Raw genomic sequence first — 26,763 nt, forward strand, 5'->3', positions numbered from 1 at the left:
ACTCAGAAGTGAAACGCAGTAGCGCCGATGGTAGTGTGGGAGTTCCCATGTGAGAGTAGGACATTGCTAGGCTTCTAATTCTAAAAGCCCGTTGCTGATGTGACGGGCTTTTAAACTCTAGAAATTAACAGATTTTATAAGTCTATTAACTTCTAAAGTTTTTGTTTAGCGACAATAGCGCTGTGGCCCCACCTGATCCCATTCCGAACTCAGAAGTGAAACGCAGTAGCGCCGATGGTAGTGTGGGAGTTCCCATGTGAGAGTAGGACATTGCTAAGCGTCTATTTCAACCTAGTAATAGGTTACCCCGTGGAGGGGTTCCCGAGTGGCCAAAGGGATCAGACTGTAAATCTGACGGCTCAGCCTTCGGTGGTTCGAATCCACCTCCCTCCACCACTTCTTTCTTTATCTTATTAATTCAAAAATAAACTTCAATTAAAATTACCCATAAAATATAAAACTACTTCAAACTATACCTTCAGTATTATTTATTAATTACTTCATTAAATTTATTCTTAAGTTTTTGATATCTATTATACGATTCTGAATTTACAGATAACTGACTAAATTCTTCTTCTAACCTATCCATTTGAATAATATCTTGCTCTCTTCCTCCATTGGTTTCGATAGATACCAGGATAACTTGAAATAAATTTAATTTAATACCAATATGATTTGGGAATAACGATGAAGCTTTATTCAGCTTATCAATTGATAAGTGATATTCTCCTGTTCGATATAAATTAGTACCAATCTCTAATGCTATTTGTGCGTCTATCTTATTTTGATCGCTAATTGGTTGGTTAGTTATTTTAGATATATCTGACATAAGATCTGAATCATCTGGATTCGATTCAGCTAAAGCTGTAATCAGGTTGTTTGCAAGTTCATCTTTTTTAACAGATATAAGAGATTTAGCTATCGCAAGTGTTCCTTTAGGTGAGTATTCGTTATCTACTTTTAGAAGTAATCGCTCAGCTTCATTTAGAGCTGTTGTTGATAGAGAAAAGTCTTTAACTTTATGGTGTAACCGTGATGATAATAATAAAGAAAGAACTTTTAACTCAGGGAGTTTAAAGTCGTGAGTCATCTTTTTTAACGCACTAAAGGCTTTAATGTTAAGTTGCTTTATTTGATACACCGAAAGCTGATCTGCATATTCTAAAAGTGCTTCAGCAAAGTTTATTGTATTTTCAGGTTTCCTATGAATTGAATGGTATGCTAAATCATGGGTATTACTATAAGCGGTTGTAGCATTTTCATAGTTTTTATTTGTTAAACACTGATCAGCATATCGCTTTAAACGCATAACTGAGCGCGGAGAAACATTAATAGCTTTTTCTAATGTTATCTCAACTTCAAATGGGTTTTCTAATAGTTGATATGTGTTTGCTAGCCAGTCGTAAGATGAAAGGTAGTGAGGATAATCATTAATTAGCCTCTCTAAATAGCTCTTTGCGAGCTCGTAATCCTTATTGATAATGGCTATTTTACTTAAACCTATAATTGCCCATTGACAGTTTTCTTCGCTCTCGTAAGCAAGGTATATTTTTTTTGCCAGATCGTATTGTTTTAATTCGTAATATTGTCTAGAAATTATCCCTAAACATTCATGTTTATATAGACTGTTTTTTCTCACCATTTTATTACAAAGAGTAATAACCTTGGCGTAATCACATTCATCCATCGCAATGTAGATAGGTGCCATGGCTTTTTTCTTTATCAGACACTTTTCTAGACGAGATGAAATGATCCCAAGTGTATAAGGTTTAGTTAAATAATCATCGGGTTTATGTTCTAAAGCGGCAAGAACCATGGCTTGGGATATTTCTGCAGTGATCATTAGCACTGTACAATGACGTGATATTAAATTCTTAACACGCAGTTCTTCTAAAATTTGCTGGCCATTCTTACGATCTTCACCTAAATCATAGCCAAGTAAAATTATATCGTATTCAATATTTTCACATTTATTAATTATATCTGGGGCATGCTGACTTGTATCAATACGTAAAGCATTAATACTCTGTGCGAACTGTTTTAAAATTTCTCGTGATTGTCGAACACCATCAATAATTAAAATGTTCTTGTTATAGCAAACATCGTCGAGCATGAAATACCTTAAATATCATTAAGATAATGACTAATAAATAAATCCATTTATTTGATTTTAGCAGCTATTTATATTTTATATAAGTAAAGGGAGAAGCTATATTGTAATAATGAATTAAAGGATGTTTGGTTGTAAGTAAATTGCCTTAATAGCAGCTATAATGTAAGCTTCAGCGCCGCAATTGGCGGTACTTTGTGAATTGAGAACATTATGAGCTTTACATCTTTAGGCCTTTCTACAGAAATTCTTACCGCTTTATCAGAAAAAGGTTATGAGCAACCTTCCCCTATACAAGAGCAAGCTATTCCTGCCGTTTTGTCTAGAAAAGACGTTATGGCTGCAGCACAAACCGGTACAGGTAAAACTGCTGGTTTTACTTTACCTATATTAGAAATCTTATCTAAAGGCCATAAAGCAAAGCCTAATCAAGCGCGTAGCTTAATACTTACACCAACACGTGAATTAGCTGCTCAAATTGCTGTGAATGTAGAAACTTATAGTAAATATCTGTCACTTAGTTCTACTGTTGTATTTGGCGGAGTTAAAATTAATCCACAAATGATGAGATTGCGCCAAGGTGCTGATATTGTAATCGCAACACCAGGTAGATTATTAGATTTATATAACCAAAAGGCCATTCGCTTTGACCAACTTGAAGTGCTAGTGCTTGATGAAGCCGACAGAATGCTTGATATGGGGTTCCTACGTGATATTAAGAAAATCTTATCTTTTTTACCTAAGCAAAGACAGAACTTACTTTTCTCTGCGACGTTTTCAGATGATATTCGTGATTTAGCGCGCGGGTTAGTGAATAATCCTGTAGAAATATCAGTAACTCCTAAAAATTCGGCAGCTGAGTCTGTTTCTCAATTAGTTTATCCCGTAGATAAAAAGAAAAAACCAGAATTATTAACGCAGTTGATCAAAGAAAATGATTGGCAGCAAGTGCTTGTGTTTATGAAAACTAAACACGGTGCTAATAAACTAACAAAAGTTTTAGAAGAGGCAGGAATAAAAGCTGCTGCTATTCACGGTAATAAAAGCCAGGGAGCTCGTACAAAAGCTTTAGCTAATTTTAAAGATGGCTCGATTAGTGTATTAGTGGCTACAGACATAGCTGCACGCGGCATAGATATAGATCAATTACCGCAAGTTGTTAACTTTGAATTACCTAATGTTCCTGAAGATTACGTTCATCGCATTGGTAGAACAGGTCGTGCTGGAGCAAGCGGTCATGCGGTATCGTTAGTTTGTGCAGACGAAATAGATTTGTTGAATGACATACAGCATGTTATGCAGAAATTCATTCCTCGTGAAATTTTCGAAGGTTTTGCACCATTTAACGAATTACCTGAATCGAGAACATTACGTCCATTAAAAGCAAAAAAATCTAAAAAGCCTAAAACTAATTTTGAGCATAAAGATGGTCAACGTTCAGGTGATAATGCACGTGGGCATAAACCTAAAAGTAAAAACTCAAGTCACAAAGTGCAAGGTAAAGCTACACGTAAACCTAATCCTCAAGGTACAGGTTCAAAAGACCCATACGCAGGTTCAAGATAGTTTTTATTTAGCTTGATTCGCCGCAAGCCATTTGTCTAAGTTATTAGCAAAGGCTTGCCGATCATTTTGACTAATCGGTGGTACGCCACCTGTTTGAATACCACTAGATCTTAATGTATCCATAAAATCCCTCATATTAAGCTTTTGCTTAATATTTTGTATAGTATAAAGCTCACCTCTTGGGTTTAATGCGGTACAGCCTTTTTCAACAACTTCTGCGGCTAAGGGGATATCAGCTGTTATTACTAAGTCTTTTGGATCCGCTCTTTTTACTATTTCATCGTCAGCTACATCAAATCCAGAACTTACCTGTACAAAATTAATGTACTTTGATGGAGGCGTTTTCAAATAATGATTAGCGACTAAAGTGACTTCAATTTTAGCTCGGTCAGCAGCACGAAAAAGAATATCTTTAATCACTACCGGACATGCGTCTGCATCTACCCAAACTTTCATTTTTTATTCCTATTCTCATTAAGCTATGCTTCTTTTTGGTGCAATAAAAAAGCGTTAATATTCTATCCCTTAATTTTGGCTGTTTTAAAGAGGTTATTAAAGGTTTAAATAGGAAAAACAGCGCTTTTAAGGTTATTATTAATGTGGAACAGAAACTGCTTAACTATACCTATAAGATATTAGCTATCCATTACATAAGAGACATGAAGATGAACAAACCGCAAAGAGATATAACACTAAGATTTTTAGCTGAGCCACAAGATGTAAACTTTGGTGGTAAAGTTCATGGTGGAGCTGTAATGAAATGGATCGATTTAGCGGCTTATGCTTGTGCTGCTGGTTGGAGTGGTCGTTACTGTGTTACAGCATACGCAGGTGGAATTAAATTTGTAGCGCCTATCCATGTAGGTAGCTTAGTAGAAGTTTCAGCTAAAGTTATTTATACAGGTACATCTTCAATGCATATCGCTTTGGAAGTAAATGCTTGTGATCCTAAATCACTTATTCGTCGTAAAACCACACACTGTATTGTGATCATGGTTGCTGTTGATGAAACGGGTCAGAAAATTCAAATACCAGAATATATTCCAGAAACTGAAGAAGATATTTCTCAACATGATACCGCCATCAAATTGATGGAAATGAGAAAGAAAATAGGTGACGAAATGGAAATTTTTGCAATGCCTAAGAAAAAATAGAAAAGGTTTAATATGAGTAATGAACAAAGCTTGAAGCAGATAATTAATTTAAATGATGAAGATCGCGTTAAATACTTTTTAAAAGAAGTTCGTCAGCATCAAGCGATTTGGATATTAACAGACGAACATGGTTGCGTGATGTTAAATACCGAAGATGAAGATTGCGTACCTGTTTGGCCTTCACAAGAAACCGCTGAGCTTTGGATTAACGAAGAGTGGACAACGTGTAAAGCTGAATCTATCGGTTTAAATAAATGGTATAGCCGCTGGACAAACGGTTTAATGGATGACGAATTGGCTATTGTTGTTTTTCCTAATACTAATGAGGAAGGACACGTTTTTTATCCTGACGAATTAGAAAACGAATTAAGAAAAAAAGGGTAAGTTAATGTTACCTTTGCTGACAAATTAGCTTAATAAATAACTTTACTCGGTAATGCTTATTCAATTATGCTAAAAATCTATACATTTAATTTAGGGAGTTAATTAAAAATGAAAAAATTATTAACGGCTATAGTTGTAGCATCTTCATTTGTAGTAACTGCAACAGCTACGGCTGATACAGCAACCTCATTAAAGCACGCCGAAAAATCAGCTGAAACACGTAAAGCTGTATATGGTTTATTAGGAAGCAACATGGGACCATTAGGTGCTATGGCTAAAGGAAAAATTCCTTTTGATGCAAAAGCTGTTGAGAAATATGCTTTACGTATTAATCAATTATCATTAATGATAGAAGATTATATGCGTACCGATACTTCCGGTTTTGACGTACCAGGCGATGCCCTTAAAGATATTTGGGAAAAACCTGAAGCTTTTGAAAAGCGCACTAATGCCTTAGTAACAGCATCTGCAGATTTATTAGCTGCGGCTAAGTTAGGTGAAGAGTCAGCAATTAAGAAAGCTATTGGTGGTGTAGGTAAATCTTGTGGCGGTTGTCACAATGAATTCAGAGAAGATTAATTCATTTAGCCTTAAATTAAATACTCAGTTTACTTATTTTGAAAAGGGCTGCTATTAGAAATAATAGCAGCCCTTTTTTGTTATCATGTTTGCGTATTAAAAACGTTAGTAATAATATTCTTCTGCTACAGGTGCATTCATCACCACAAGCCAATAAACAAAAGCCGCAACAGCAAGTGCAATAATTATGGCTAATATAATTTTTGAATGTTTTATTGCATCTTTTTCAGATACATCATCAGATGATTTTTTACCTGTGATCATAGGTAATACTAAAGATTTATTTTTAAACTTCTTATAACTAATAATAGCAATGATGTGGAGGGCAATAGCTCCTAAAATAAAATCAAAACTATTACGGTGTATAAACACCAAAATAGCTTCTATGTCTTTATCAATCGCTCCGTTATAAGGCCCAGCAGTAAAAATATCATCATTCATAAATAAGCCACTTACCGCTTGTAATAAAATAATAGTTAACATAAAAACAACCATTAAACTGCCTAAAGGATTATGTCCGGCTGGCTCTTGCATATGTTTGTCTTTTTTTACATAACTTATGAGTTTACTAGGTGTTGGGATGAAATTTTTAAATTGAGAGTGTCGAGTACCTAAGAATCCCCAAAGAAACCTAAAGGTTATTAAGCCTAGCGCAACATAACCACAAATAAGATGGTAATCAATAAAACCATTATCTTGATCTGATGTATACCAAGCCGCTGCTATAGTTGCGACTAACACCCAATGGAATATCCTTAAGGGTAAATCCCAAATTAAATATTTTGTTGTCATTAAACCTTATCCTTAATGGATCGAATTGAGCTAATTTTACGCATTATAAATACATGGTAAAAGCTTTAACTTTTATAATAAATTAATCTATTGAGTATCAATTGTAAAAGTTCTTTACGGCATTCATTATTCATTAACTCTGGTACAATAGCGCCATTAGAATTTTTAACAACTGTGAACACTGTATGAGCTTTACCTCTTTAGACTTAAATCCTGTTTTATTAAAAGCGATTGAAGAATCAGGTTATGAGAAACCTACGCCTATTCAACTAGCTGCAATTCCGGCTATTTTAGAACATCACGATGTGATGGCAGGCGCACAAACAGGTACAGGTAAAACCGCAGCTTTCACATTACCTATCTTGCATCATATATTATCTAAGCCCGCGACTCGATCTGTTAAAGCTTTAGTTTTAACACCTACGCGAGAGTTAGCTCAACAAGTTTTTAAAAATATAGAAACTTACGCAAAACACACCGAAATTAAAGCGGTACTTGTTTATGGTGGTGTAAGTATAAGACCACAAACTGAAGCGATAAATGCAGGTGCGGATATTATTGTTGCAACGCCTGGCCGTTTATTAGATCACTTAATTAATGGTTCACTGACTTTAGCCGACTTAGAATATTTAGTGTTTGATGAAGCCGATAGAATGTTGGATATGGGGTTTAAAGATGAAATTAATAACATCTTAAAAAGAATCCCAGCTAAACGTCAAACTTTATTGTTCTCGGCAACTTTCGACGACAGCATATTTAAATTAAGTAAAACCTTACTAAATGAACCTAAACTTATTGAAGTGGGCGAACGTAATACAGCTGCGACAGACGTAGAGCAGATTGTTTATACCGTAGATGCTGATAGAAAACGCGAGTTAACATCATTCCTGATCGGTTCGAAAAACTGGCGACAAGTACTTATTTTTATTCGAACAAAGCAGGGGGCAGATGCGCTTGCTAAAGAAATGTGTAAAGACGGAATAAAAACGCAATCTATCCATGGTGATAAATCTCAAGGGGCGCGTGATAAAGCTTTAGCTGAGTTTAAAGAAGGTAAAACTAGAGCCCTTGTAGCAACAGATGTTGCTGCGCGTGGTATTGATATTATCGATCTGCAATATGTCATCAATTATGAATTACCTTACGTTGCTGAAGATTATATTCACCGTATTGGTAGAACAGGCCGAGCAGGTAAAACAGGCTTAGCTTTGTCTTTAATGAGTCCAGATGAGGAATGGTTATTAAAAGCGGTGGAAGAAGTGCTTGATACTCGACTTTTACCACAATGGTTACCAGGCTATGAACCTGATCTAAACAAACCCGCGAAAAATGGTCGAAGAACTCAAAGTGCGCCATCTAAGAAAACCGCCCGAAAAAAAGCATTAGGCGAACGTTCAAATCGTAGAAAGCGATAATCCACTTTCTATTCTTTTAGTTGCACAGCTCTAATACCGCTGGCTAGTACAGCCAGTAATATATTGTTGTAATATCATGCTTTTTAGCGGTATATTTGCTCAATAAATACTTATCCTCTAATGCTCAAGTAATCATGCTAGAGGGAACTAATTAAGGTTGTTGTTATTAAAATTACACTTCAAACATGGATAGTTACGTTACTCTGCTGTTTTATTTTAAGCTGTGGTGGAGGTGGAAAATCAACAACTGACAATACTGTGCAAGTTAATACTCCTCCGGAAACAGAGCCTTTTGTTAATTTGTCCCTGCAAAGTAAAGTTGAACAAGTGCAACCTATGACAGGTATTGTTTTTTGGGATACACATGAGTCTTGGAATACGCCTGAAAAAACAGTATTAGCTGAAGCGATTTCATTAGAATATAGCTATATATCTATCAACCAAATTGTTACAGCTGAGGATGTTTACGATTGGACCTACCTTGATAACAAACTTGATAAAATAGCCGCGCGAAACCATCAAGCTATTTTTAGGCTTTATTATACTTACCCTGGCAGAAACACAACGGTTCCCGACTATATTAAAAGTTTACCTGACTACAACGAAACGGTAGGTACAACGGAAGGTTTAACCACACACTTTCCTGATTGGAGTCATGCTGAGTTACAAACTTTTACTCAAGAGTTTCATAGTAAATTTGCACAACGTTACGACAATGATAATCGTATCGCTTTTTTACAGCTAGGATTTGGATTATGGGGTGAATACCACATATATGACGGACCTGATAGATTAGGTGATACCTTTCCAAGCAAAGCCTATCAAAAAACCTTTTTAACCCACCTAGAAAGCGTTTATAGCAACTTATCTTGGTCAGTATCAATAGATGCATCAGATATACAAAGAACGCCGATGAATGAAGCTGAGGTAATCGATTTATCTTTTGGTTTATTTGATGATTCCTTCATGCTTCAAGATCATTCTGGTTATAACGAAAGTGCTTGGAACTTCTTTAATTATAATGAGCGTTATAAAAGTGTACCTTTTGGTGGAGAGTTTAGTTATGAAGAAGAAACCGATCAGCTTAATGTTTTGAAACCTGATGTGGGCGCTTATGGTATTTCGTATGAAGAGTTTGCTGATAAATTCCATATTTCATACATGATAGGTAACGATACGTACCATGGTGACTCAAGTGAAGAACAACCTATTTCACGTATTAAAGAAGCGTCTATGGCGAGTGGTTATCAATTCACAGTGACTAGCTTCTCGGCTAACTCAACGCACATTAAATTAACCATTAAAAATACAGGTGTAGCGCCTATTTATTACGATGCTTTTGTTGTTATCGATGAAATAAAATCAACATCATCATTAAAAGGTCTTTTGCCTAATAACTCGCAAGAATTCATTATTGAGAAAAGTGCAGATATAAATACAGTAACAACTGATTCACCCAGTGTAACCATTGTTAGCGATCATATTTTGTCGAGTCAAACTATAGAGTTTAATGCTGATTTATAAAGGTGAACATTAATAAGGCAAAAAAACTTTGGCAGAAAGAAGTGTTGAAAGTTAAGTAACACTTTTTACCAGTTGATTAAATTTGTTTACGCAGCTTGCACAAATACACGACTGATTCCTTTGCTCACTAGGTACTTGCTCAATAAGTTCGGTGGGTATTTTTGTGTTCATACACCAGCAAGGCTCATCTGAATCTACAGCACAGTAATTATTTTGTTGGCATAAAGGGCAATTCAATTCAGCTTCAGTCATTATTAGCACTTATTAGTATCGGTTCTCATATTCGTTATAGTAACGTTAAATAATATATCTCGTCATAAAAACTCATTTATTCACAGTAAAAATCGCATAAAAAAAGGCTTCGGAGAAAACTCGCGAAGCCAAAACAAAACATTTAATAATAGAGGGTATACCTGAGTTAAATACTACCCAGGTATGGGGTCAAATATTGGTTATTAAGACAGTTTACGCTCAGGTGAAGTTCTCACATGAGTAAAGTACAGTGGTAAGCCCACTAATAATAAACCGCCTGCTAAGTTACCTAAAACTGTCGGAATTTCATTCCAAAGTAAATAATCATAAACGGTAAAGTCACCACCCATGATCATAGAGAATGGGAATAAAAACATATTCACAATTGAATGTTCAAAACCCATGAAGAAGAACAACATAACCGGCATCCACATGGCAGCCATTTTAGCCCCAGCAGAGGTAGAAATCATGGCGCCAACAACACCCATAGACACCATCCAGTTACATAACATACCGCGAATAAAAATAGTTAACCAACCGCCAATCCCGTGCTCTTGGTAACCTACCGTTCTTGATTCACCAATGTGAGCGACTTTAGCGGCAATTGCACCACCATCAGCAGAATAACCATAGGTTAAAATAAACGACATAAAGAAGGCGGTGGTCATGGCACCACCAAAATTGCCTATAAACACCAAACCCCAATTGCGCATTACACTGCCAAAAGTAACACCTGGACGTTTATCTAATAAAGCTAAAGGCACTAAAGTAAATACACCTGTTAATAAGTCGAACTTCATCAGATAAAGCATGATGAAACCAACCGGGAATAAACACGCGCCTAAAATAGGGCTGCCGGTTTTAGTTGCTACAGTAATAGCAAAAATAGCGGCTAAGCCAAGAATGGCACCCGCCATAAATGCACGGATAACGGTATCTTTAGTCGACATGTAAACTTTCTGTTCACCAGAATCGACCATTTTGGTTACAAATTCACTAGGTTCAATATACGCCATGGAGTTTTCTCTCTTCTTGGATTGATGGAATTAATGATTAATAGGTTTTGTAAGGTAAAAATTTACCGCTTAATAAAATTTGAACACGATCACCGTTTTCATTAGGTTCACGCTTTAAATCCATATTGAAATCAATCGCACTCATTATTCCGTCACCAAACTCTTCATGTATTAATTCTTTAAAGGTGGTTCCATAAACGCTAATTAATTCATAAAAACGATAGATAAGTGGATCAGTAGGTACAGCTGTTGGTAACGAGCCTTTGTAAGGCACAACTTGTAATTGAATAACGGCAGCTTCAGGTAGATCTAACGTAGCGCCAATTTTTTCTGCCTGGTCAGCTGTTAATGTCATCTGGCCTAATAACGCTGCTGTAGTCCATTCTTTACTTAAACCAATTACTTCAGCTAATTCACCCCACGAAACTTTTTTGTAAAGTTTTTGGGTAACAATTAACTCAGTTACTTCATTACGTGTCATCGACATTGTCATTAGAAATCCTCGTTAGGTTTTAAAAAATAAGTTAACGCCACTGCACTGATATAGAACAAAATGCCAATTCAGTTTTTACTTTGTTAATTTATTTAAAATATAAAATGAAAGTTAACCTGATATAGCGATAAACATGCCATAGCGTTAATAAATCATAGTTAGTTGATTTTTAAGAATAAAAATATAAGTTTCGTGTGAGAGGACGCAACGAAAACTCGTTGAAAACGATTTTTCGTTGATCGGTAACGAAAATTCGTTGTTTGGCATAGCAATTGTATAAAGAGAAACAGTGAATGTTTTTAGGATAATAATATGCAGCACCTATTGTTTATGAATGCACCAACAGCCATGTTGTTGATTGATCCAACTAATAACCTTATCTTGCAGGCAAACGATAAAGGACAGGAGTTGTTTGATCTGAATAATGATGAGGCTGGTAATATCTTAAAAGCTCAACCAGTATCGGCATTCTTTCCTGATTGTTTAGAGCAATTAATTCACTTTACTCAGCAAGTATTAATACAAAAAGAAGCATGGACAAGCAACTTAAGTATCAAGGTAAATAACCAAACTATTCATCTCGAAATTAATGCTTCAAAAGTAGATGAAAACATCTTAATGAGTTGCCAGAACAGCGTAAAAAGCTTTGCTCGATACCATCAAGCTATTGTTGAATCTAATTATCAATCAGGGTTAACTCATTGGCGTAAAAATGAAACGGCTTTTGAAGAAATAGAACGTCAAAATCAGCTGTTATTAACTGCCGTTGGAGATGGGATTTATGGGGTTGATGCACAAGGTAATACCACTTTCGTTAATTTAGCTGCTGAACAAATTATTGGATGGAAACGGGAAGAACTTATAGGCAAAAAAATTCATAATGTTATGCACCATTCTTACCCTGATGGTACTCATTATCATGCTCATGATTGTCCTATTTACGCAGCTTTTAATGATGGCGAAATACATAGTGTAGACGATGAAGTTTTTTGGGCGAAAGACGGTACTCCAGTACCGGTGGAATATACAAGCACACCTGTGACTGAACACGGAATATTAATTGGTGCAGTCGTTATTTTTAGAGACATTACTGATCGTAAACGTATACAAGAAAAGTTACTCAATGCGATAGACGAAATAGACTCCTTAAAGCGTCGGTTAGAAATGGAAAATGCCTACTTATTAGAAGAGTTAAATGCTGATTTTAATTACCATCAAATTATTGGGCAAAGTGCACAAGTGCAACACATGGTGCAACAAATAGAATTGGTGGGTCCAACTAACGCTAACGTATTAATTATTGGTGAATCAGGCACAGGCAAAGAGCTTATTGCTCGTGCGATACATGAAGTAAGTGAACGTAAAGGAAGACCACTGATTAGAGTAAACTGTGCTGCTATTCCTGCTGATTTATTTGAGAGCGAATTTTTTGGTCATGTAAAGGGCGCATTCTCTGGCGCTATTTCAGATCGTGTTGGGCGTTTTGAGCTTGCTGATGGCGCTACGATATTTCTAGATGAAGTAGGCGAAATACCTATTCAGTTGCAAGGTAAATTATTACGTGTTCTGCAAGAGCAACAGTTTGAGCGGGTAGGTGATTCAAAAACACGTAGTGTGGATTTACGTGTGATATCAGCGACTAATCAAGATTTAAGAAAGCTCATCAAAGAAAACAAATTTAGGGAAGACCTATATTACCGTTTAAATGTTTTCCCCATTCAATCACCTGCGCTCCGCGACCGTATTGACGATTTACCGCTGTTAGCAAAACACTTTATTGATAAGGTTTGCACGCGCATTAATAAACCACAACCTAAAATATCATTAGCGCAAATGCATTTACTAGAACAGTACAGTTGGCCAGGAAATATACGTGAGTTAGAAAACATTATTGAACGACAAATTATTTTAGCTAAAGATCAGAAAATCAATTTCGACATCTTAACTAAACAAAATAACGATGTGCAGTTAACTACTAGAAAGATAGTGCCATCAGAATTGATGAGTGCGATACAACATAAAGCATTAGAGAAAACCAACATTGAGCAGGCATTACTTCATTGTAACGGTAAAATTTATGGAGCAGATGGTGCAGCAGAATTATTGGGATTAAAACCCACAACACTGGCTTCCAAAATAAAGAAATACGAAATTAATCGCCATCATCATAAAATATAGGTTATTTAAGAGAGCAATGTTTTTTAAATTACATTGCTCGATTAGATTATGAGTTTGAGGCTTTATTCACTTTAGGCCAATCAATAATAAACTTACAACCTTTTCCTTCTTCAGATTCAATTCTGATGGTTCCATCATAGAAATTAATCGCTTTTTGCACCATAGATAAACCTAAACCGCTGCCTTCAATTTCGTCTTTCGAGGCAAGCTTGTTAAAACGTTTAAATATTTTTTCATGATACTTGGGATCAATGCCTGGGCCATCATCGGTAATTGATAATTGATAGCTATTTGGTTGTTCGATGCAAGTAACATCAATAGTGCCGCTTTTACTGGTGTGATGTTTAATAGCATTAGATAAAAGATTAGTTAATATCATTTCTAGCGGTATTTTAGGTAAGAAAACCGTTATGTCTTGCGTGTTAATGGTGAATTCTTCAGGCATGTTTAATAAATACAAGCAGTCAGTAACAACGGCTTGTAAACTTAACTTATCGATTTCTTGACCACATCGTTCTATTTTAGAATAACTAAGTAAGTCTTCTACCAATCTGCGCATCCTACCAACGCGTTTCTTAATTAAGCGAAAGTGTTCTTGGCTATCTTCATCAAGCTTGCCTTCAGTATCTTCTTCTATCCAATCAATTAAATTTTCAATAGCATTTAAAGGTGATTTCAAATCATGGGATGCGCTATAAGCAAATTCATCTAAATCTTTATTAGACTTTTTCAATAAGCTGATAAGTTTTTCATTCTCAGTAATATCTCGACCAATACCAAGAATATAGTCCTCACCATTAGCACTTTTAAAGCGTTTTTTTGTTGTGAATAAGGTTTTAGTTTCTCCACTAGGAAAAGCAACCTTTTCTATAACTTCAGACATTCCTTTTTCAAAGGCGATGATGTCTTGTTCTAAAAACACAGCGGTATCTTTTTTCTTGTAGCCTTCTACTGTGGTGTAACCAATAATTTTATCGCGGCTTTCTTTAGGATATAAATTTATAAAGGCTGAATTTGCATGAATTATTTTGAATTCTCTATCTTTTGCAAAAATAATATCTGGATTAGTTTCACTGATCAGAGCATATATTTCTAAGATACGATCGAACTGATCATTTTTCTTAACAAGTTCAAATTGCACTGCTGCATTCTTTGCTAATAAGTTTAAGAATGAGATCTGGGTATCATCTAAAAGCTTAGCTTCTGTGTCCATTATAATAAGGTGACCTAATAAATCACCCTTAACTGAAATGAGTGGAGCACTTGCATAAAAATGGATTTGATTACTAGCTAAAGGAGAGGTTTTATCTTCAAAGGCTTTTTCAGTTTTAATATCTTCAACTTGGAAAAAATTATCGTTATCCGTTAACCGATTAGCAATAGAATAGTTATAGCTAACCTCTCCATCAAAGCCTATTTTTGCTTTAACTAAAGGGAGCGTGTTTTGGGGATTTATTATTTGAATAAAAGCATACGGCACATTACAACTTTTGAGAGTTTGCTCCATTACGTCATCAAAAATAGGCGCTAAATTTATTTGATTAAGATCAAAATTTATCAGCTCTATTGTTTTCAAATTCCTTTGGTTTGGCATGTATCTTCCTAATCCAATTCAGGATAAGCATAAAAATTGTAATAAATAACCTAATATAATAATAGCAGGGTGTTTGCTTTCATCAACTTAAGTGTGAAAATTTCTTTAAATAAAATAGACTTACCTTAGAAACTTGTTTTAAAAGGCTCTAGTAGCCTCTGTATGCTAATGAGATGAGTTAGTCCAAATCAGTCAACCATTTGAATAAACCACCAAAACTCTACAACAGTAAATAATTCATTTACCCAATAGGTATAGTGAATAATTAACAATTTTTTTGTAAAAAATACTCTTTTATCTTTAGAACTATCCCATTGAATAAATAAAGTCGCTATTTATCAGTTTGTTATATTTAGGCGTGAATATTGCTCTGCATTACACATACGTACATAAAAATAATACTGAGTGTAGGAAATATAATGGATTTATTAAATATAGATAAATATTGGAAGCTTATTCAAGATAAGCTTATCAATTGGTTAGAAACAGGTGTGCAACACATACCTAATCTTATTGTTGCAGTAGTCTTTATTATTTTCTTCTCTTTCTTTGTTGGTATTGTTGGCAAAGTATTACAAAGAGGCTTGAGAAGAGCCTTTGACTCGGTACAAATTGCAGATCTCATTACCGGTATTTTGAAAACAGCGCTGATCATGGTGGGTATATTCATTTGTTTAGACTTTGTTGGTTTAAAAGGTACGGTAACTTCATTACTTGCTGGTGCCGGTATTATTGGCTTAGCCATTGGTTTTGCCTTTCAAGATATGACAGAAAATCTAATTGCTGGCATTGTTATGGGGATAAGAAAACCTTTTAAAACGGGTGATGTTATCCAAGCTCATGATGTGTTCGGTACCGTTAAAATGATTAACCTAAGAAATACACTCGTTGAAACCTTTTCAGGTCAGATAGAAATCATTCCTAATAAAATATTATTCCGTAACATTCTGACTAACTTCTCTATTTTAGGTATCAGAAAAGTAGAAGTTCCTGTATCTATTTCTTATGCCGATGATCCTCAACATGCTACCGATGTAATAGTTGCAGCAATTAATCAATGTGATTTTGTTATAAAACAAGATGAAACAGCAGTATTTGCCGAAAGCTTTGGTGATAGTGGTATTAACCTGCTAGTTTGGTTTTGGATTGATTACCCAGGAGAACCTGGCTTTATGGGAGCAAGACATGAAGCCATCACACGTATCAAAAAATCTTTAGAAGCAGAAGATATCTTAATTCCATTTCCTATTCGAACACTCGACTTTGGCGCAAAAGGCGGTAAAGAGTTAGGTGCTGTGTTAGCTGAGCAAGCTAAATAAATACAAGAGGCTACTATGTTAAAAGCTCATAAAAATAATTTTATAACGGGAATAAACCAAAAGCTGACTTACATATTTGTAGCACTCAGTTTTACGGTATTATCGGCATGTTCATCTACGCCAGAGAATGCTTCGTTAGAGCAAGCTGGCGTAAACGTTCAGCAAGAACAACCTCAAAAAGGTCCATACGAAACCGATGTAATGAGCCAGCCAAGTGTTGTGAGTTTTGTTTCGCCTGAAGATCCATTACGCTTTATTAACGAACCCATCTTCTCGTTTAACGATACTGCTTATACCTATGTATTAAGCCCCTTAGCTGAAGGCTATAAGAAAATAATGCCCGAAGCTGTTGCTGAAGCCATCTCCAATTTTTTCTACAATTTACGCGAGCCGCTGTATGCATTAAATCATTTACTGCAGGGCAACTTCTCTGAAAGTTGGGCAAGTATAAAACGTGTAGTGGTTAACAGTACTGTAGGCATAGCAGGTTTATTTGATGCAGCAGATGATTTAATGAAAATTGAAAGAAACAAAACCACCTTCGGTAATACCTTGCAGTCTTATGGGGTAGGTCATGGTGCTTATCTTGTTTTACCTTTATTAGGACCATCAGATTTTCGAGATACAGGCTCCCTCACTTTTAATTATTTTGCTCACCCACTTAATTTTATTAACGACGAAAGTGCAGCACAGCAATTGTTGATTTTTGATGCCGCACAATCACAAGTTCCAGTTTTATCTAATTACCCTAAGGTACTTGGTGATGTAGAAAACAAATACGAATTTGTTAGAAATCTCTACATGCAAAACTTACAACGCGATGGCAATGCTAAACGCCAAGAAACTTTTACACCTAAAACCACAGAAGAATAATTATGCCTAAATATAAACTTAACTATAAAGCCACGGCTTACGCATTATGTTTTTTATTTAGCATAATTACCGTTGCGTTAGCATGGCAGGCTCGAAACTTCGAAATTAATGCTTCTGCAGATACCTTGCTGGTAGACGACAACAAGCAGTTCATTTTAACCCAGTTAGCAGATCAGCGTTATGGCTCAGAAGAGTTCATTCTTATCGCTTATCAGCCTAAAACCGACAGTGTTTTTGACGAAGAAACATTAAATACTGTATCTGATATTGGTAAGGAAATTTCTACTATTGCTCGCGTTAAAAAAGTGAATAGTATTGTAAATGTTCCTATTTTTTCTGCCGCTGAAGCATTTTCTACAGATATTCAAAATTTAACGTGGGAAGAACAAAAGTTTCCTAAAAATCAACTGTTATTGAGCCTGAAAAATCATCCATTGTATGAAGATTTATTAATTAACAAAGAGCAAACCGCTTTATCGTTACAGGTGATTTTTAATAGTGAACCTGAACTCGTTGAATTAAATAATCAAATCATCAACATTAAGAAAAACTTACTAACACGTGAACTTAACGAGAAAGAGCGTTCGCAGTTAAATACCTTAAGAGACAAAAGAACACTAGCCAATAAAAAGCTAGAAACAAAGCGCATCAATGAAATTGAAGAAATACGAACAATATTAAAACCTTATCAAGGCAGTGGAGAGTTTTACTTAGGTGGGAATAATTTACTGACTTATGAGCTGATCAAAATTATACAGAATGATTTATTACTGTTTGGCTCAGCGATTTTTGCCTTAGTTATTTTTATTTTGGCTTATCTGTTTCGTCGTACAAGCTGGGTGTTATTACCTATTGTGTGCTGTGCTTCGAGTGTCATTATTACAGTAGGTTTGTTAACGGCTTTAGCGTTTAAAGTAACGGTTATTTCAGCAAATGTTTTTGCTCTACAAATTATTTTGTCGCTGGCGATGATCATTCACTTGATTGTTCATTACCAAGAGTTAGTCACAAACCATCAAGACTGGTCTCATAAAAAACTAGTACTACAAACCATAAAGCAAAAGATCCGCCCATGTTTTTATGCTGGCTTAACAACCACAATAGGTTTTGGTTCGCTTATATTTAGTGGTGTTCAACCGGTTATTAGTTTTGGCTGGATGATGGTAGTTGCCATGATGGTGAGTTTTTTAGTGAGCTTGGTATTTTTCCCTGCCTTATTACTCGCCTTTTTTAATAAACAATCTTATGTAGCGCAACATAAAGGCATTGAGCTTGGCATGTCGTGGTGCGCTAAAACCGTTAACCAAAAACCTAAACGTTTAGTTGTCGGTTCATTATTATTAACAGCTATTGGCTTAGGTGGTTGTTTGCTTTTAACTGCAGAAAACAGCTTTCTAAATTACTTTGATGAATCTACTGATGTGCGCAAAGAGCTTACTTTTATTGATCAACAGTTTGGTGGTTCAACTCCGTTAGATGTTTTATACACTATTCCTGAAAGTGAAATAAAAACAGATTTAGTGATCTCTGCAGCAGCCGTTCAAACCGTTACTAGTATTCAAAATATGCTGGCTGAGCAAAAAGCTATTGGCTCGATTACCTCGTTGGCAGATTTTACTAAAATTGCGCAAGTCGTTAACGGTAAACCTTTAACAGAATACGAACTCACCTTGTTGTATAAAAGCTTGTCACCTGATTTACAAAAAGATTTGTTTGGTGCTTATTTCTCTGAAAAAGATAATCAAGCACGTATTTCGGTGCGCGTGCAAGACAGTACCGAAGGATTAAACCGTGCCGAGCTATTAACTACAATTCATAAAAATCTAGCTGAGTTAGGTATTCAAAAAGAAGAATACAAACTTACCAGCTTATTTATATTGTACGAAGATATATTGTCGCGTTTAGTAGACTCGCAAATATTAACCTTAGCCATAGTCTATAGCGCTATGGCAATTACCTTGATGATCATCTTTTCATCAATCAAGGTAGCGCTTATCGCGTTAGTACCTAACTTTATAACCACTGCAATTATTATGGGAGTAATGGGGATTTTTGCGATACCACTCGATTTAATGACCATAACCATCGCTGCTGTTGCTATGGGGATATCGATGGACGACACCATACATTACGTTCATAGATATTTAAGTGAGTTAAAAAATACTGATAATAAAGAAAATACCGACCTGGTTTTAAAAACCAATGTGTCTGTTGGCTACGCATTAATGTACACAACTACCATTATAGTGGTTGGTTTTGGCTCACTTATATTCTCAAACTTTGTACCTAGTATGTTGTTTGGCTTACTAACAAGTATTGCCATGGTTGTGGCATTAATAACAGACATTACCATTTTACCTGTGATGCTAAAAAAATACCTTCGCAAAAGCTGAGAAAACAAGGTTTAGAATGCTTTAAGTTATTGTTTTAAAAAATAATGACATAATTTTTAACAAAAGTGATCTTTATTAACGCCATTGTTGTAGTGACAATGGCGTTTTTATTTCTAGTGTTTATATTCAGACTTTATACAAAACAGATAAAGAATAAATGGTTCTCCGCTGTGTAATTTTTACATAACAGCATGTAAAACAAGCCATAGATATTCTAGTTTGAATTGGTTGTTGTTGGATTAGTTCTTTAAAATCAATTATTTATTTGTTGGCACAGAAGTGGCATTAGTTAAAGTGAATTAATTAAAAGGAGATTACTATGAACAACTCAATTCGTTCTATTGTTACGTTAAGCTTATTAACTCTTGGTTCATCTGCAGCATATGCTGATAACACTTGGGAAGATAAATCTAAAGATGCATGGTTAGACGGTAAAGCCGAAAGCACTTTACTATTTAACGGAAATTTAAATTCTTTTGATATAAACACAGACGTTAAAAATGGCGTAGTTATTTTAACAGGGAAAGTCGATAGCAAAGTAGACAAAGCCCTAGCTGCGGAATTAGTACAAAGCTTAGAAGGCGTTAAATCAGTAGATAACAAACTTACTGTACTTAACGAAGAAGAACCAGAAAATAGCACCATTGTTGCTACGTTAACTGACTCGAAGGTAGAAGCCGTTGTTAAAGCTAAGCTTTTATTAGAATCAGAAGTCAGTGGTACTAACATCGAAGTAGAAGTTAATGATGGTGTAGTAACACTAACAGGTAAAGTAGGTTCAGACAGCGCAAAACAATTAGCTGTTGCTATAGCCAACAACACCAAAGATGTGAAGTCAGTGGTGAATAATCTAGAAGTCGCGCTAAGTTAATCGTTTAAATTGGCCTGATTAAAAAAAAAGCACACTTATGTGTGCTTTTAACTGGAAACTATGGTTATTCACGTCTATACATAAGTGTTGATTAATTAATCATCACTAAGCTTACAAACTCAACCAGGTTACGGATAATTGGAGAATATGGAATGAAGACCGTGAAGGAGGCTAATAATAAAGTTCATCATTTAGCTTCAGCTAAAAATAACCTTCATTTAGTCACGCGAGTAAAAGAAAACTTAACCATTTTACTTGTGCACGAATATGACAACCAATTAGCTCACTGGGTTGATATTTTTAAGCATGATTATTCAATCAAAATTGCTCACGATGCTGTAACGGCATTAAAAATTGTATTAGACGAAAATATAGATCTTGTTCTTTCTTCAGTTCAGTTATCAGATATGTCTGGATTAGATGTTTGTAAATTTGTTAAGCAGCATATTACAACCAAAGATATTCAAGTGATGTTTGTAAGTGATCACTACAATGAATATGAAGAAGAGCAAGCCATAGAATTAGGCGCTATAGATTATATTTCGTGTGAAACGCCAAGCAACATTCTATTTAACCGTGTAAAAAATCAAATGAAGCTAATTCAGCGCAGTCATGAGCTTGAACATGTTTCAAGAACTGATTCTTTAACGGGTATAGCGAATAGAATGCGCTTTGATCTTCAGCTTAAAGAAGATTGGACAACGGCAATAAGAGGAGAAAGTCCTATTTCTCTTATCATGATAGATATTGACCACTTTAAGCTTTATAACGACGAATTTGGTCATGTAAAAGGTGATGAGTGTTTAACATTAATTGCTCAAACTATATCAAGGTCTAATTTTAGATCTAAAGATCTCGTTGCTCGATTCGGTGGCGAAGAGTTTGTTATTTTACTGCCTTTTACTGACTTAGCTGGCGCAGAGAAAATAGCACATGATGTGATTGAGGCTATTAGTAGCTTAAACATTAAGTCTGCAGCTAAAGCGAGTCAACGCATGGTTACCATAAGTGCTGGAGTCACATCTTTTTCACCTACATATAAGAAGAAAGCTGACTTTACTGCAACAGAGCTATTAAAAGCAGCTGATGCTAAATTGTATCAAGCTAAGAAAAATGGTCGTAACCAATACGCTAGCTAGTCTACGTTAGGCTTATTACACATAAACCACAGGATTGTTTTTCTTAAAGCAGAGGTATCCGATGATAAAATCATACGTAAACCAACTTTTATTCATCTTAAAGAAAATGAATAAAAGAAAATCACCAAACATATCAGTAAAAACTAATACTTGTTACTGCTGGTATAGCGAACATACGCCTAAATAACCATCCCGTAAATTTTAAAGATAATACCGCATTTAAAAGGCATTAGGACCTTTAATACCCATTGATTAATTATTCAAATGGGTACCATTAACTTTAGGAGATAAAGATGAAAATATTTGAAGCACTACGAAACGATCATGACAAACAAAGAGCACTTATCAACCTGTTATTAGACACGCACGGAAAGTCAGATGTAAGAAGTGAATACTATCAGCAGCTGAAAACAGAACTTGAAACTCATGCTGTCGCTGAAGAGCGTTACTTTTATGCGCCCCTAATGCAGCTAGACAATACAGTAGATCTTTCGCGTCATGGTGTTGCCGAGCATCATCAAATAGATAAGTACATAGCCGAATTAGATGAACTAGACATGAGTTCACCACAATGGTTAGCCACCTTTAAAAAGCTGGCTCATAAAGTGGATCATCATCTAGCAGAAGAAGAACACGAGTTTTTTCAACAAGCAGGTAAAGCACTTACCGAAAAAGATAAAAACAAAATGGCCGATAATTACCTCACCGAAATGGCTTCTTAACGCTGATAGTTACGTCACTATTTTGAATTGATTAAATACAAGCGCTCTTAACGGGCGCTTTTTTTTTGCAAAACTTTCAAGTTCCCTTGCAATATTTACATACCTTTCTAAATATCAATGAACCCATATTTGTCAAGTTATTGATATTGTTGAATAAAAGTCTTGGCTTGCTAGTTGCAACACTAAGTATGAGACAACGTTATAAGTACGAAAATAACGTAATCGCAATGAAAATTGTATATTTCAATAACTGAAAAGGAAAATCAACATGGCACAGTCAAAACAAGCAACTAAAGCTGATTTAGAAAAAACTATCCAAGAAGAGCATCCAGTTACTGATAAGTTACAAGGCACCTTACACAGCTCAGTTGATACATTAGCTGGCAAAGCAGGTAAAGCGGAACAAACGATCCGTGAAACTGCGCAAAGTAGCTCAGAAACGCTGGCGCAAAAGCAAAGCGAAATTGAAGACAAATGGAACAAATCATCTGTTAAAAAATATGCCGTAGAAAACCCTGTAGCAACCGCAGGTATCGCATTTACTGTAGGTATGCTGGTTTCATCTCTTCTAAAAAGAAAATAACCGAGGCGTAGATTAGCATGGATACTTCAGAGCAAAATAACACGTTTGAAAAACAACCTCATGATAACGAGCTAGACTTACAAGCAGCATCGTTCAAGAAAACTTACGAAAGTATTGAGGCGTTATTTGGAAGTAAAATCGCCAGGCTAATCGCGTCTAAAAACCTAATAGCTGCTGAGGCTAAACTTAGCCTCAGCGCTGTCTTACTTTCGTTCGCTATTAGCTTAACCTTAGTGGTGATCGCCGCCGTAGTTTGGATACTGTTAAATATAGGCGTTGGCTTAATTGTTTATAAATTAATTCAATCGCTAAGTTTATCTATAATTTTATTACTGATCATCAATACTTCTTTAGGTTTATGGTTGTTTAGCCAGCTTAGAAAAATATGGGATTTAGTGGGATTTCACACAACAGTCGCGAAAATTGCTGAAGGAGAATAACATGAAGTTTATTATTAAAGACGAAATCAAAGCAGCAGAAGATGCACTGCAAATTTATACCGCTGCTTGTGCCTTCGACAATCACACAAGCAAAGTGGTTAAAACCAACATCAACACCTTACTTGCTTCTAAAGAAGGTCTTATGGCTTCTTTCGGCGCTGGCTTCGCTAAAGGAATGTTAAGCCAACCTAGCACTTCTTCTAAATCAGCACTGCCTGCTTTAATGCAGATATTGATGAAGCTGTAGAGTTCTTATTGTTTATATCTTTATCTTTTTTATCAAGTGAACCCCTCGAACAACAGTTCCGCTTAATCAAAATTAACTAGGCTAGAAAACCTTCCTAATTTAGTCGTGACTTTAACGTTATAAATAACCTGCCTTGCCAATAAAGCAGAATTAAATCCTCCTTCACACTTCAACCAGTTAAGTTGTATTTTCAATACCTTTGTGTATAAATAATAGTCACATAATAAGTTATTAGCTTCATAATTAATAATATAGGCATGGGTTTTTAGGTATTGATTTTAAGTGTTAAAAATATACCCTAGTGGAGTATACTTTTATTTATAAAGACTAGAGAGTTTCTTGGTTTTGATCAAATTGAATTCGACCACCTTGTCTAATCTGGAGAGCTAATACGAGTAGGTGCATACAATGAGTGATATTTTAAAATCAGTTCATAGAACGGCTAAAGGTCTTAAAAAAATCGGGTGTAATGGATAAAACTACAATGCGTAAATTTGATGTACTATGTTTAATCAATGTTCATGAGTTCACACCTGACCAAGTTCGAAATCTAAGGTTGAAAAATAACCTTTCTCAGCCTGTATTTACACAGTACTTTAATGTTAGCAAATAATGGAAACGTTAGAGTTAGGTGAAATAATTATATCTTTATCGACCAAGAATATTATCCTTGTTGATGGGTTTAATGGTTCAGGTAAAAGCTATCTAGCGCAAGAGTTATCTAAATCCTTAGCCGTCCCAACTTTAGATCTCGATGACTATATTATTAAAACTGGTGGCAATCATTATTATGTCGATCGACTTGATTTAGATAAACTATATCTGGATATTGTTTCTAAAAATCCTATTATAGTTTCAGGTGCCTGTATTTTAGATGTGTTTTCTATACTTAATTTAAAGTTTGATTCACATATTTATGTTAAACGAATATCTGGTTCAAACTGGCATGATGGCTTAGATCTAGAAGATTATCATTCACAGAATTTTGATCCTAACAGGCAAGTTTGTACATTTAAGTATCATAAATTATTTGAACCACATTTGGTGGCAAATGTGGTTTATTCAAGGCACGAGTAATTTGTCTAACACACTCTGTAAATGTGACACTGGTGCTCCCATGTTTTTAGCGGATATCTCCTTATTGCATTGAGAAGACTATCCCCCAAAAAATATCACCCAACCTGGTACCTCAAAATGAAACAACCTAAACCTCCCGTAAATGTTCACGCTGCCTACCACGCTCATATCTATTTTGATGCAACAACTGCTGTGCAAGCGAAAGCGCTTTGTGATGCTATTGATACAAACTTTGATCTAAAGGTTGGGCGTTTTCATGAAAAACCTGTGGGACCTCATCCTTGTTGGAGTTGCCAAGTAATTTTTGAATCTCAAGATTTTGATGGCTTTATTTTGTGGCTTGAAGCACATCGAAAGGGTTTAACTATTTTTGTTCACGGCCTAACGGGTAACAACTTAAAAGATCATACTGATTATGCTTACTGGCTAGGTGAAGAAAAGCAGCTAAACTTAAGCATGTTTCTATAGGTATTTACAACATTCTCTTTTTAACTTTGGTTAAATAAGCGATTAGTTTTATAAGGTGCATCATGAATAAAGTTTTACTCATTATTAGTGTATTTCTTTTAAGTAGTTGTTTAGGTATGCCTGAATCGGTAAAGCCGGCATCTGATTTTGAGTTACAAAAATACTTGGGTAAGTGGTACGAGATTGCTCGATTGGATCATTCTTTTGAACGTGGTTTAAGCCAAATATCGGCTGAATACAGTTTAAAAGACGATGGTGGCGTTAAGGTGATTAATCGTGGTTTTTCTAAAGAGGATAATCAGTGGAATCAGGCTGAAGGTAAGGCATATTTTGTTAATGACGTTACGCAGGGGTATTTAAAGGTTTCGTTTTTTGGTCCGTTTTATGGTTCTTATGTCGTTTTTGAATTAGATGAGGATTATCAATACGCTTTTGTTTCGGGGCCAGATACTGAGTATTTGTGGTTATTAGCCAGAACACCAACGGTTGATAAGAAGATTCTGAACAAATTTGTGGCTATGTCGAAAGCGCGTGGTTTTAATACCAAAAATATTATTTATGTAGAGCAGTAAAACAGATTTTAAGTATAAATTAAATGTGTATAAAAGCGCGAACATCAGCGCTGGAAGGGGAGGTCCAGAACTGATGTTCGCTATAAAGTTATGAATTAACAGTCTTTATCTTCTGCACCTAATCCATCTTTAACGTTTTCACAGGCATCTTCTACGGCATTACCTGCATCTGTTGCGGCATCTTTAATTGAATCGCCCATGTCAGATGTTGCATCTTTTGCGTCTGAAACTACATGATCAATTTTTTCACCAGCAGTTTCTGCTTTCTGTTCACTACATGCTGCTAAACCTAAAGCTGCAACAATTGTTAATACTAGTAATGATTTGTTTTTGTTAATGTTCATAGTAATTCTCCATAAAAATAAAAAGGGTTGTAAGCTGCACTTATTCATTTAAGATTTTGGTGCTTTACCTCGTATAGCATTGGAAATTAATGAAATAACCAATAATACGATGAAAATAAAAAATATAACTTTTGCTACTCCAGTAGCTGCTCCTGCTATGCCACCAAAACCTAAAATGGCTGCAACAATGGCGATAACAAAAAAGGTTAATGCCCAACCTAACATACGTTTCTCCTTTTCGATTGATAGTTAAAGTAGTGTGTTGAATCTTGTAACTCAGTATTAAATTAAAACCTAATTCTTGTTTCTTCCGCTTTACATCTAATGGCGTTAATTGTTAACGAAATGGCCAATAACACGATAAAAATAAAGAATACTGATTTAGCTATTAGTGTTGCTATACCGGCTCCAACTGTTCCGCCAAAACCGAATATGCTTGCAATAACTGCTATAACCAAAAAGGTTAATACTAAAGTTAACATGTGTTCTCCTTTCTGATTTATTGCTTAATGACTTGATTCTTACTTATAGATAATGCGATTGTCGTGCCATCAATTAACCTGTTGTTATTATTGGTTTTATTTTATTTTTGTTTTTGATGAGACTTAATGGAACAGTAAAGTTTACAAAGGGAATGTAGTATTTTCATGGTCGGATA

29 protein-coding genes, 1 tRNA gene and 1 rRNA gene are annotated in these 26,763 nt (G+C 35.3%); 21 read left to right on the top strand and 10 right to left on the bottom strand.

The window, feature by feature from the left end; all coding sequences use genetic code 11:
• The first annotated feature begins 164 nt into the window (after window positions 1-164).
• Together rrf and Q5N69_RS09980 are read left to right on the top strand one after the other, a co-directional pair.
• A 5S ribosomal RNA gene (gene rrf / locus Q5N69_RS09975) occupies window positions 165-279 on the top strand.
• Window positions 280-311: 32 nt separating this feature from the next.
• A tRNA-Tyr gene (locus Q5N69_RS09980) sits at window positions 312-396 on the top strand.
• Window positions 397-484: 88 nt separating this feature from the next.
• Here Q5N69_RS09980 and Q5N69_RS09985 read toward each other — a convergent pair.
• Window positions 485-2,113 carry a response regulator gene (locus tag Q5N69_RS09985; protein ID WP_304368761.1) on the bottom strand — a complete coding sequence of 543 codons (1,629 nt, stop codon included), beginning with the start codon at window positions 2,111-2,113 and terminating at the stop codon, window positions 485-487.
• 210 nt (window positions 2,114-2,323) lie between these two features.
• Between Q5N69_RS09985 and Q5N69_RS09990 the strand changes: the two genes are divergently transcribed.
• On the top strand, window positions 2,324-3,676 hold the full coding sequence (locus Q5N69_RS09990; RefSeq protein ID WP_304368763.1) for a DEAD/DEAH box helicase: 1,353 nt from the start codon (window positions 2,324-2,326) through the stop codon (window positions 3,674-3,676).
• Window positions 3,677-3,679: 3 nt separating this feature from the next.
• Here the strand turns inward: Q5N69_RS09990 and Q5N69_RS09995 are convergent, their stop codons facing one another.
• Window positions 3,680-4,132: a YaiI/YqxD family protein gene (locus tag Q5N69_RS09995; protein WP_304368764.1), complete on the bottom strand. Its 453-nt coding sequence runs from the start codon at window positions 4,130-4,132 to the stop codon at window positions 3,680-3,682.
• A 209-nt stretch (window positions 4,133-4,341) separates the two neighbouring features.
• Between Q5N69_RS09995 and Q5N69_RS10000 the strand changes: the two genes are divergently transcribed.
• The 3 genes from Q5N69_RS10000 to Q5N69_RS10010 all read left to right on the top strand — a co-directional run bounded on the left by Q5N69_RS10000 (window position 4,342) and on the right by Q5N69_RS10010 (window position 5,793).
• The gene (locus tag Q5N69_RS10000) at window positions 4,342-4,830 is read left to right on the top strand and encodes an acyl-CoA thioesterase (protein WP_304368765.1); all 489 of its coding nucleotides are present in this window, start codon (window positions 4,342-4,344) and stop codon (window positions 4,828-4,830) included.
• Window positions 4,831-4,842: 12 nt separating this feature from the next.
• The gene (locus Q5N69_RS10005) at window positions 4,843-5,214 is read left to right on the top strand and encodes a DUF2750 domain-containing protein (RefSeq protein ID WP_304368766.1); all 372 of its coding nucleotides are present in this window, start codon (window positions 4,843-4,845) and stop codon (window positions 5,212-5,214) included.
• 108 nt (window positions 5,215-5,322) lie between these two features.
• A complete protein-coding gene (locus tag Q5N69_RS10010; RefSeq protein ID WP_304368767.1) occupies window positions 5,323-5,793 on the top strand; it encodes a cytochrome c in 471 nt (156 codons plus the stop codon).
• A 105-nt stretch (window positions 5,794-5,898) separates the two neighbouring features.
• Here Q5N69_RS10010 and Q5N69_RS10015 read toward each other — a convergent pair whose 3' ends face one another.
• Entirely contained in the window at window positions 5,899-6,585 is a 687-nt protein-coding gene (locus Q5N69_RS10015) for a cytochrome b/b6 domain-containing protein (protein WP_304368768.1), read from the bottom strand.
• 185 nt (window positions 6,586-6,770) lie between these two features.
• Between Q5N69_RS10015 and Q5N69_RS10020 the strand changes: the two genes are divergently transcribed.
• Both Q5N69_RS10020 and Q5N69_RS10025 read left to right on the top strand, forming a co-directional pair.
• On the top strand, window positions 6,771-8,000 hold the full coding sequence (locus Q5N69_RS10020) for a DEAD/DEAH box helicase (RefSeq protein WP_304368769.1): 1,230 nt from the start codon (window positions 6,771-6,773) through the stop codon (window positions 7,998-8,000).
• 258 nt (window positions 8,001-8,258) lie between these two features.
• Window positions 8,259-9,524 (top strand): DUF4832 domain-containing protein, encoded by a 1,266-nt coding sequence (locus Q5N69_RS10025; RefSeq protein ID WP_304368770.1) that lies wholly within the window; start codon window positions 8,259-8,261, stop codon window positions 9,522-9,524.
• Window positions 9,525-9,575: 51 nt separating this feature from the next.
• Here the strand turns inward: Q5N69_RS10025 and Q5N69_RS10030 are convergent, their stop codons facing one another.
• The 3 genes from Q5N69_RS10030 to cynS form a co-directional block, all read right to left on the bottom strand.
• On the bottom strand, window positions 9,576-9,776 hold the full coding sequence (locus Q5N69_RS10030) for a cysteine-rich CWC family protein (protein WP_304368772.1): 201 nt from the start codon (window positions 9,774-9,776) through the stop codon (window positions 9,576-9,578).
• Window positions 9,777-9,979: 203 nt separating this feature from the next.
• Window positions 9,980-10,792 carry a formate/nitrite transporter family protein gene (locus tag Q5N69_RS10035; protein ID WP_304368773.1) on the bottom strand — a complete coding sequence of 271 codons (813 nt, stop codon included), beginning with the start codon at window positions 10,790-10,792 and terminating at the stop codon, window positions 9,980-9,982.
• Window positions 10,793-10,829: 37 nt separating this feature from the next.
• Window positions 10,830-11,279 (bottom strand): cyanase, encoded by a 450-nt coding sequence (gene cynS, locus Q5N69_RS10040; RefSeq protein WP_304368880.1) that lies wholly within the window; start codon window positions 11,277-11,279, stop codon window positions 10,830-10,832.
• A 318-nt stretch (window positions 11,280-11,597) separates the two neighbouring features.
• On the opposite strand from cynS, the gene Q5N69_RS10045 reads away from it, so the two are divergent.
• Window positions 11,598-13,463, top strand: coding sequence for a sigma-54-dependent Fis family transcriptional regulator (locus tag Q5N69_RS10045; RefSeq protein WP_304368774.1), 1,866 nt, complete (start codon window positions 11,598-11,600; stop codon window positions 13,461-13,463).
• A 46-nt stretch (window positions 13,464-13,509) separates the two neighbouring features.
• On the opposite strand, the gene Q5N69_RS10050 is transcribed toward Q5N69_RS10045, so the two are convergent.
• Window positions 13,510-15,057, bottom strand: a complete 1,548-nt coding sequence (locus Q5N69_RS10050) for an ATP-binding protein (protein ID WP_304368776.1) — start codon at window positions 15,055-15,057, stop codon at window positions 13,510-13,512.
• A gap of 419 nt (window positions 15,058-15,476) precedes the next feature.
• Between Q5N69_RS10050 and Q5N69_RS10055 the strand changes: the two genes are divergently transcribed.
• The 12 genes from Q5N69_RS10055 (at window position 15,477) to Q5N69_RS10110 (ending at window position 25,761) form a co-directional block, all read left to right on the top strand.
• Complete coding sequence (locus Q5N69_RS10055) at window positions 15,477-16,376, top strand: mechanosensitive ion channel family protein (RefSeq protein ID WP_304368777.1); 900 nt, start codon at window positions 15,477-15,479, stop codon at window positions 16,374-16,376.
• Window positions 16,377-16,391: 15 nt separating this feature from the next.
• Complete coding sequence (locus Q5N69_RS10060; RefSeq protein ID WP_304368778.1) at window positions 16,392-17,249, top strand: VacJ family lipoprotein; 858 nt, start codon at window positions 16,392-16,394, stop codon at window positions 17,247-17,249.
• Window positions 17,250-17,251: 2 nt separating this feature from the next.
• A complete protein-coding gene (locus Q5N69_RS10065) occupies window positions 17,252-19,642 on the top strand; it encodes an RND family transporter (protein WP_304368782.1) in 2,391 nt (796 codons plus the stop codon).
• Window positions 19,643-19,961: 319 nt separating this feature from the next.
• On the top strand, window positions 19,962-20,513 hold the full coding sequence (locus tag Q5N69_RS10070; RefSeq protein ID WP_304368783.1) for a BON domain-containing protein: 552 nt from the start codon (window positions 19,962-19,964) through the stop codon (window positions 20,511-20,513).
• Between the two features lie 152 nt (window positions 20,514-20,665).
• Window positions 20,666-21,652: a diguanylate cyclase gene (locus Q5N69_RS10075; RefSeq protein WP_304368784.1), complete on the top strand. Its 987-nt coding sequence runs from the start codon at window positions 20,666-20,668 to the stop codon at window positions 21,650-21,652.
• A 293-nt stretch (window positions 21,653-21,945) separates the two neighbouring features.
• Window positions 21,946-22,374 (top strand): hemerythrin domain-containing protein, encoded by a 429-nt coding sequence (locus Q5N69_RS10080; RefSeq protein WP_304368785.1) that lies wholly within the window; start codon window positions 21,946-21,948, stop codon window positions 22,372-22,374.
• A 268-nt stretch (window positions 22,375-22,642) separates the two neighbouring features.
• Complete coding sequence (locus tag Q5N69_RS10085) at window positions 22,643-22,957, top strand: DUF883 domain-containing protein (protein ID WP_304368786.1); 315 nt, start codon at window positions 22,643-22,645, stop codon at window positions 22,955-22,957.
• 17 nt (window positions 22,958-22,974) lie between these two features.
• Window positions 22,975-23,397, top strand: a complete 423-nt coding sequence (locus Q5N69_RS10090) for a hypothetical protein (RefSeq protein WP_304368787.1) — start codon at window positions 22,975-22,977, stop codon at window positions 23,395-23,397.
• Between the two features lies 1 nt (window position 23,398).
• Window positions 23,399-23,644, top strand: a complete 246-nt coding sequence (locus Q5N69_RS10095) for a hypothetical protein (protein WP_304368788.1) — start codon at window positions 23,399-23,401, stop codon at window positions 23,642-23,644.
• 612 nt (window positions 23,645-24,256) lie between these two features.
• A complete protein-coding gene (locus Q5N69_RS10100; protein WP_304368789.1) occupies window positions 24,257-24,721 on the top strand; it encodes a hypothetical protein in 465 nt (154 codons plus the stop codon).
• 117 nt (window positions 24,722-24,838) lie between these two features.
• On the top strand, window positions 24,839-25,189 hold the full coding sequence (locus Q5N69_RS10105; protein ID WP_304368790.1) for a DOPA 4,5-dioxygenase family protein: 351 nt from the start codon (window positions 24,839-24,841) through the stop codon (window positions 25,187-25,189).
• A 62-nt stretch (window positions 25,190-25,251) separates the two neighbouring features.
• A complete protein-coding gene (locus tag Q5N69_RS10110) occupies window positions 25,252-25,761 on the top strand; it encodes a lipocalin family protein (protein WP_304368791.1) in 510 nt (169 codons plus the stop codon).
• A 95-nt stretch (window positions 25,762-25,856) separates the two neighbouring features.
• Here the strand turns inward: Q5N69_RS10110 and Q5N69_RS10115 are convergent, their stop codons facing one another.
• The 3 genes from Q5N69_RS10115 to Q5N69_RS10125 form a co-directional block, all read right to left on the bottom strand.
• A complete protein-coding gene (locus Q5N69_RS10115; RefSeq protein WP_304368792.1) occupies window positions 25,857-26,105 on the bottom strand; it encodes a hypothetical protein in 249 nt (82 codons plus the stop codon).
• 48 nt (window positions 26,106-26,153) lie between these two features.
• Window positions 26,154-26,330, bottom strand: a complete 177-nt coding sequence (locus Q5N69_RS10120) for a DUF1328 domain-containing protein (protein WP_304368793.1) — start codon at window positions 26,328-26,330, stop codon at window positions 26,154-26,156.
• Window positions 26,331-26,392: 62 nt separating this feature from the next.
• Window positions 26,393-26,587, bottom strand: coding sequence for a DUF1328 domain-containing protein (locus tag Q5N69_RS10125; RefSeq protein ID WP_304368794.1), 195 nt, complete (start codon window positions 26,585-26,587; stop codon window positions 26,393-26,395).
• Window positions 26,588-26,763 lie beyond the last annotated feature (176 nt).

Source organism: Pseudocolwellia sp. AS88, assembly GCF_030551755.1.
Classification (GTDB): domain Bacteria; phylum Pseudomonadota; class Gammaproteobacteria; order Enterobacterales; family Alteromonadaceae; genus Pseudocolwellia.

Excerpts from the sequence above, each read along its gene's own strand:
- Q5N69_RS10010 (WP_304368767.1), top strand. The coding sequence starts at position 5,323 with ATGAAAAAATTATTAACGGCTATAGTTGTAGCATCTTCATTTGTAGTA.
- Q5N69_RS10120 (WP_304368793.1), bottom strand. The coding sequence starts at position 26,330 with ATGTTAGGTTGGGCATTAACCTTTTTTGTTATCGCCATTGTTGCAGCC.
- Q5N69_RS10125 (WP_304368794.1), bottom strand. The coding sequence starts at position 26,587 with ATGTTAACTTTAGTATTAACCTTTTTGGTTATAGCAGTTATTGCAAGC.
- Q5N69_RS10090 (WP_304368787.1), top strand. The coding sequence starts at position 22,975 with ATGGATACTTCAGAGCAAAATAACACGTTTGAAAAACAACCTCATGAT.
- Q5N69_RS10005 (WP_304368766.1), top strand. The coding sequence starts at position 4,843 with ATGAGTAATGAACAAAGCTTGAAGCAGATAATTAATTTAAATGATGAA.
- Q5N69_RS10050 (WP_304368776.1), bottom strand. The coding sequence starts at position 15,057 with ATGCCAAACCAAAGGAATTTGAAAACAATAGAGCTGATAAATTTTGAT.
- Q5N69_RS10070 (WP_304368783.1), top strand. The coding sequence starts at position 19,962 with ATGAACAACTCAATTCGTTCTATTGTTACGTTAAGCTTATTAACTCTT.
- Q5N69_RS09985 (WP_304368761.1), bottom strand. The coding sequence starts at position 2,113 with ATGCTCGACGATGTTTGCTATAACAAGAACATTTTAATTATTGATGGT.
- Q5N69_RS10105 (WP_304368790.1), top strand. The coding sequence starts at position 24,839 with ATGAAACAACCTAAACCTCCCGTAAATGTTCACGCTGCCTACCACGCT.
- Q5N69_RS10075 (WP_304368784.1), top strand. The coding sequence starts at position 20,666 with ATGAAGACCGTGAAGGAGGCTAATAATAAAGTTCATCATTTAGCTTCA.
- Q5N69_RS10095 (WP_304368788.1), top strand. The coding sequence starts at position 23,399 with ATGAAGTTTATTATTAAAGACGAAATCAAAGCAGCAGAAGATGCACTG.
- cynS (WP_304368880.1), bottom strand. The coding sequence starts at position 11,279 with ATGTCGATGACACGTAATGAAGTAACTGAGTTAATTGTTACCCAAAAA.
- Q5N69_RS10085 (WP_304368786.1), top strand. The coding sequence starts at position 22,643 with ATGGCACAGTCAAAACAAGCAACTAAAGCTGATTTAGAAAAAACTATC.
- Q5N69_RS10045 (WP_304368774.1), top strand. The coding sequence starts at position 11,598 with ATGCAGCACCTATTGTTTATGAATGCACCAACAGCCATGTTGTTGATT.
- Q5N69_RS10115 (WP_304368792.1), bottom strand. The coding sequence starts at position 26,105 with ATGAACATTAACAAAAACAAATCATTACTAGTATTAACAATTGTTGCA.
- Q5N69_RS10100 (WP_304368789.1), top strand. The coding sequence starts at position 24,257 with ATGGAAACGTTAGAGTTAGGTGAAATAATTATATCTTTATCGACCAAG.
- Q5N69_RS10065 (WP_304368782.1), top strand. The coding sequence starts at position 17,252 with ATGCCTAAATATAAACTTAACTATAAAGCCACGGCTTACGCATTATGT.
- Q5N69_RS10030 (WP_304368772.1), bottom strand. The coding sequence starts at position 9,776 with ATGACTGAAGCTGAATTGAATTGCCCTTTATGCCAACAAAATAATTAC.
- Q5N69_RS10035 (WP_304368773.1), bottom strand. The coding sequence starts at position 10,792 with ATGGCGTATATTGAACCTAGTGAATTTGTAACCAAAATGGTCGATTCT.
- Q5N69_RS10015 (WP_304368768.1), bottom strand. The coding sequence starts at position 6,585 with ATGACAACAAAATATTTAATTTGGGATTTACCCTTAAGGATATTCCAT.
- Q5N69_RS10110 (WP_304368791.1), top strand. The coding sequence starts at position 25,252 with ATGAATAAAGTTTTACTCATTATTAGTGTATTTCTTTTAAGTAGTTGT.
- Q5N69_RS09990 (WP_304368763.1), top strand. The coding sequence starts at position 2,324 with ATGAGCTTTACATCTTTAGGCCTTTCTACAGAAATTCTTACCGCTTTA.
- Q5N69_RS10020 (WP_304368769.1), top strand. The coding sequence starts at position 6,771 with ATGAGCTTTACCTCTTTAGACTTAAATCCTGTTTTATTAAAAGCGATT.
- Q5N69_RS10000 (WP_304368765.1), top strand. The coding sequence starts at position 4,342 with ATGAACAAACCGCAAAGAGATATAACACTAAGATTTTTAGCTGAGCCA.
- Q5N69_RS10055 (WP_304368777.1), top strand. The coding sequence starts at position 15,477 with ATGGATTTATTAAATATAGATAAATATTGGAAGCTTATTCAAGATAAG.
- Q5N69_RS10080 (WP_304368785.1), top strand. The coding sequence starts at position 21,946 with ATGAAAATATTTGAAGCACTACGAAACGATCATGACAAACAAAGAGCA.
- Q5N69_RS09995 (WP_304368764.1), bottom strand. The coding sequence starts at position 4,132 with ATGAAAGTTTGGGTAGATGCAGACGCATGTCCGGTAGTGATTAAAGAT.
- Q5N69_RS10060 (WP_304368778.1), top strand. The coding sequence starts at position 16,392 with ATGTTAAAAGCTCATAAAAATAATTTTATAACGGGAATAAACCAAAAG.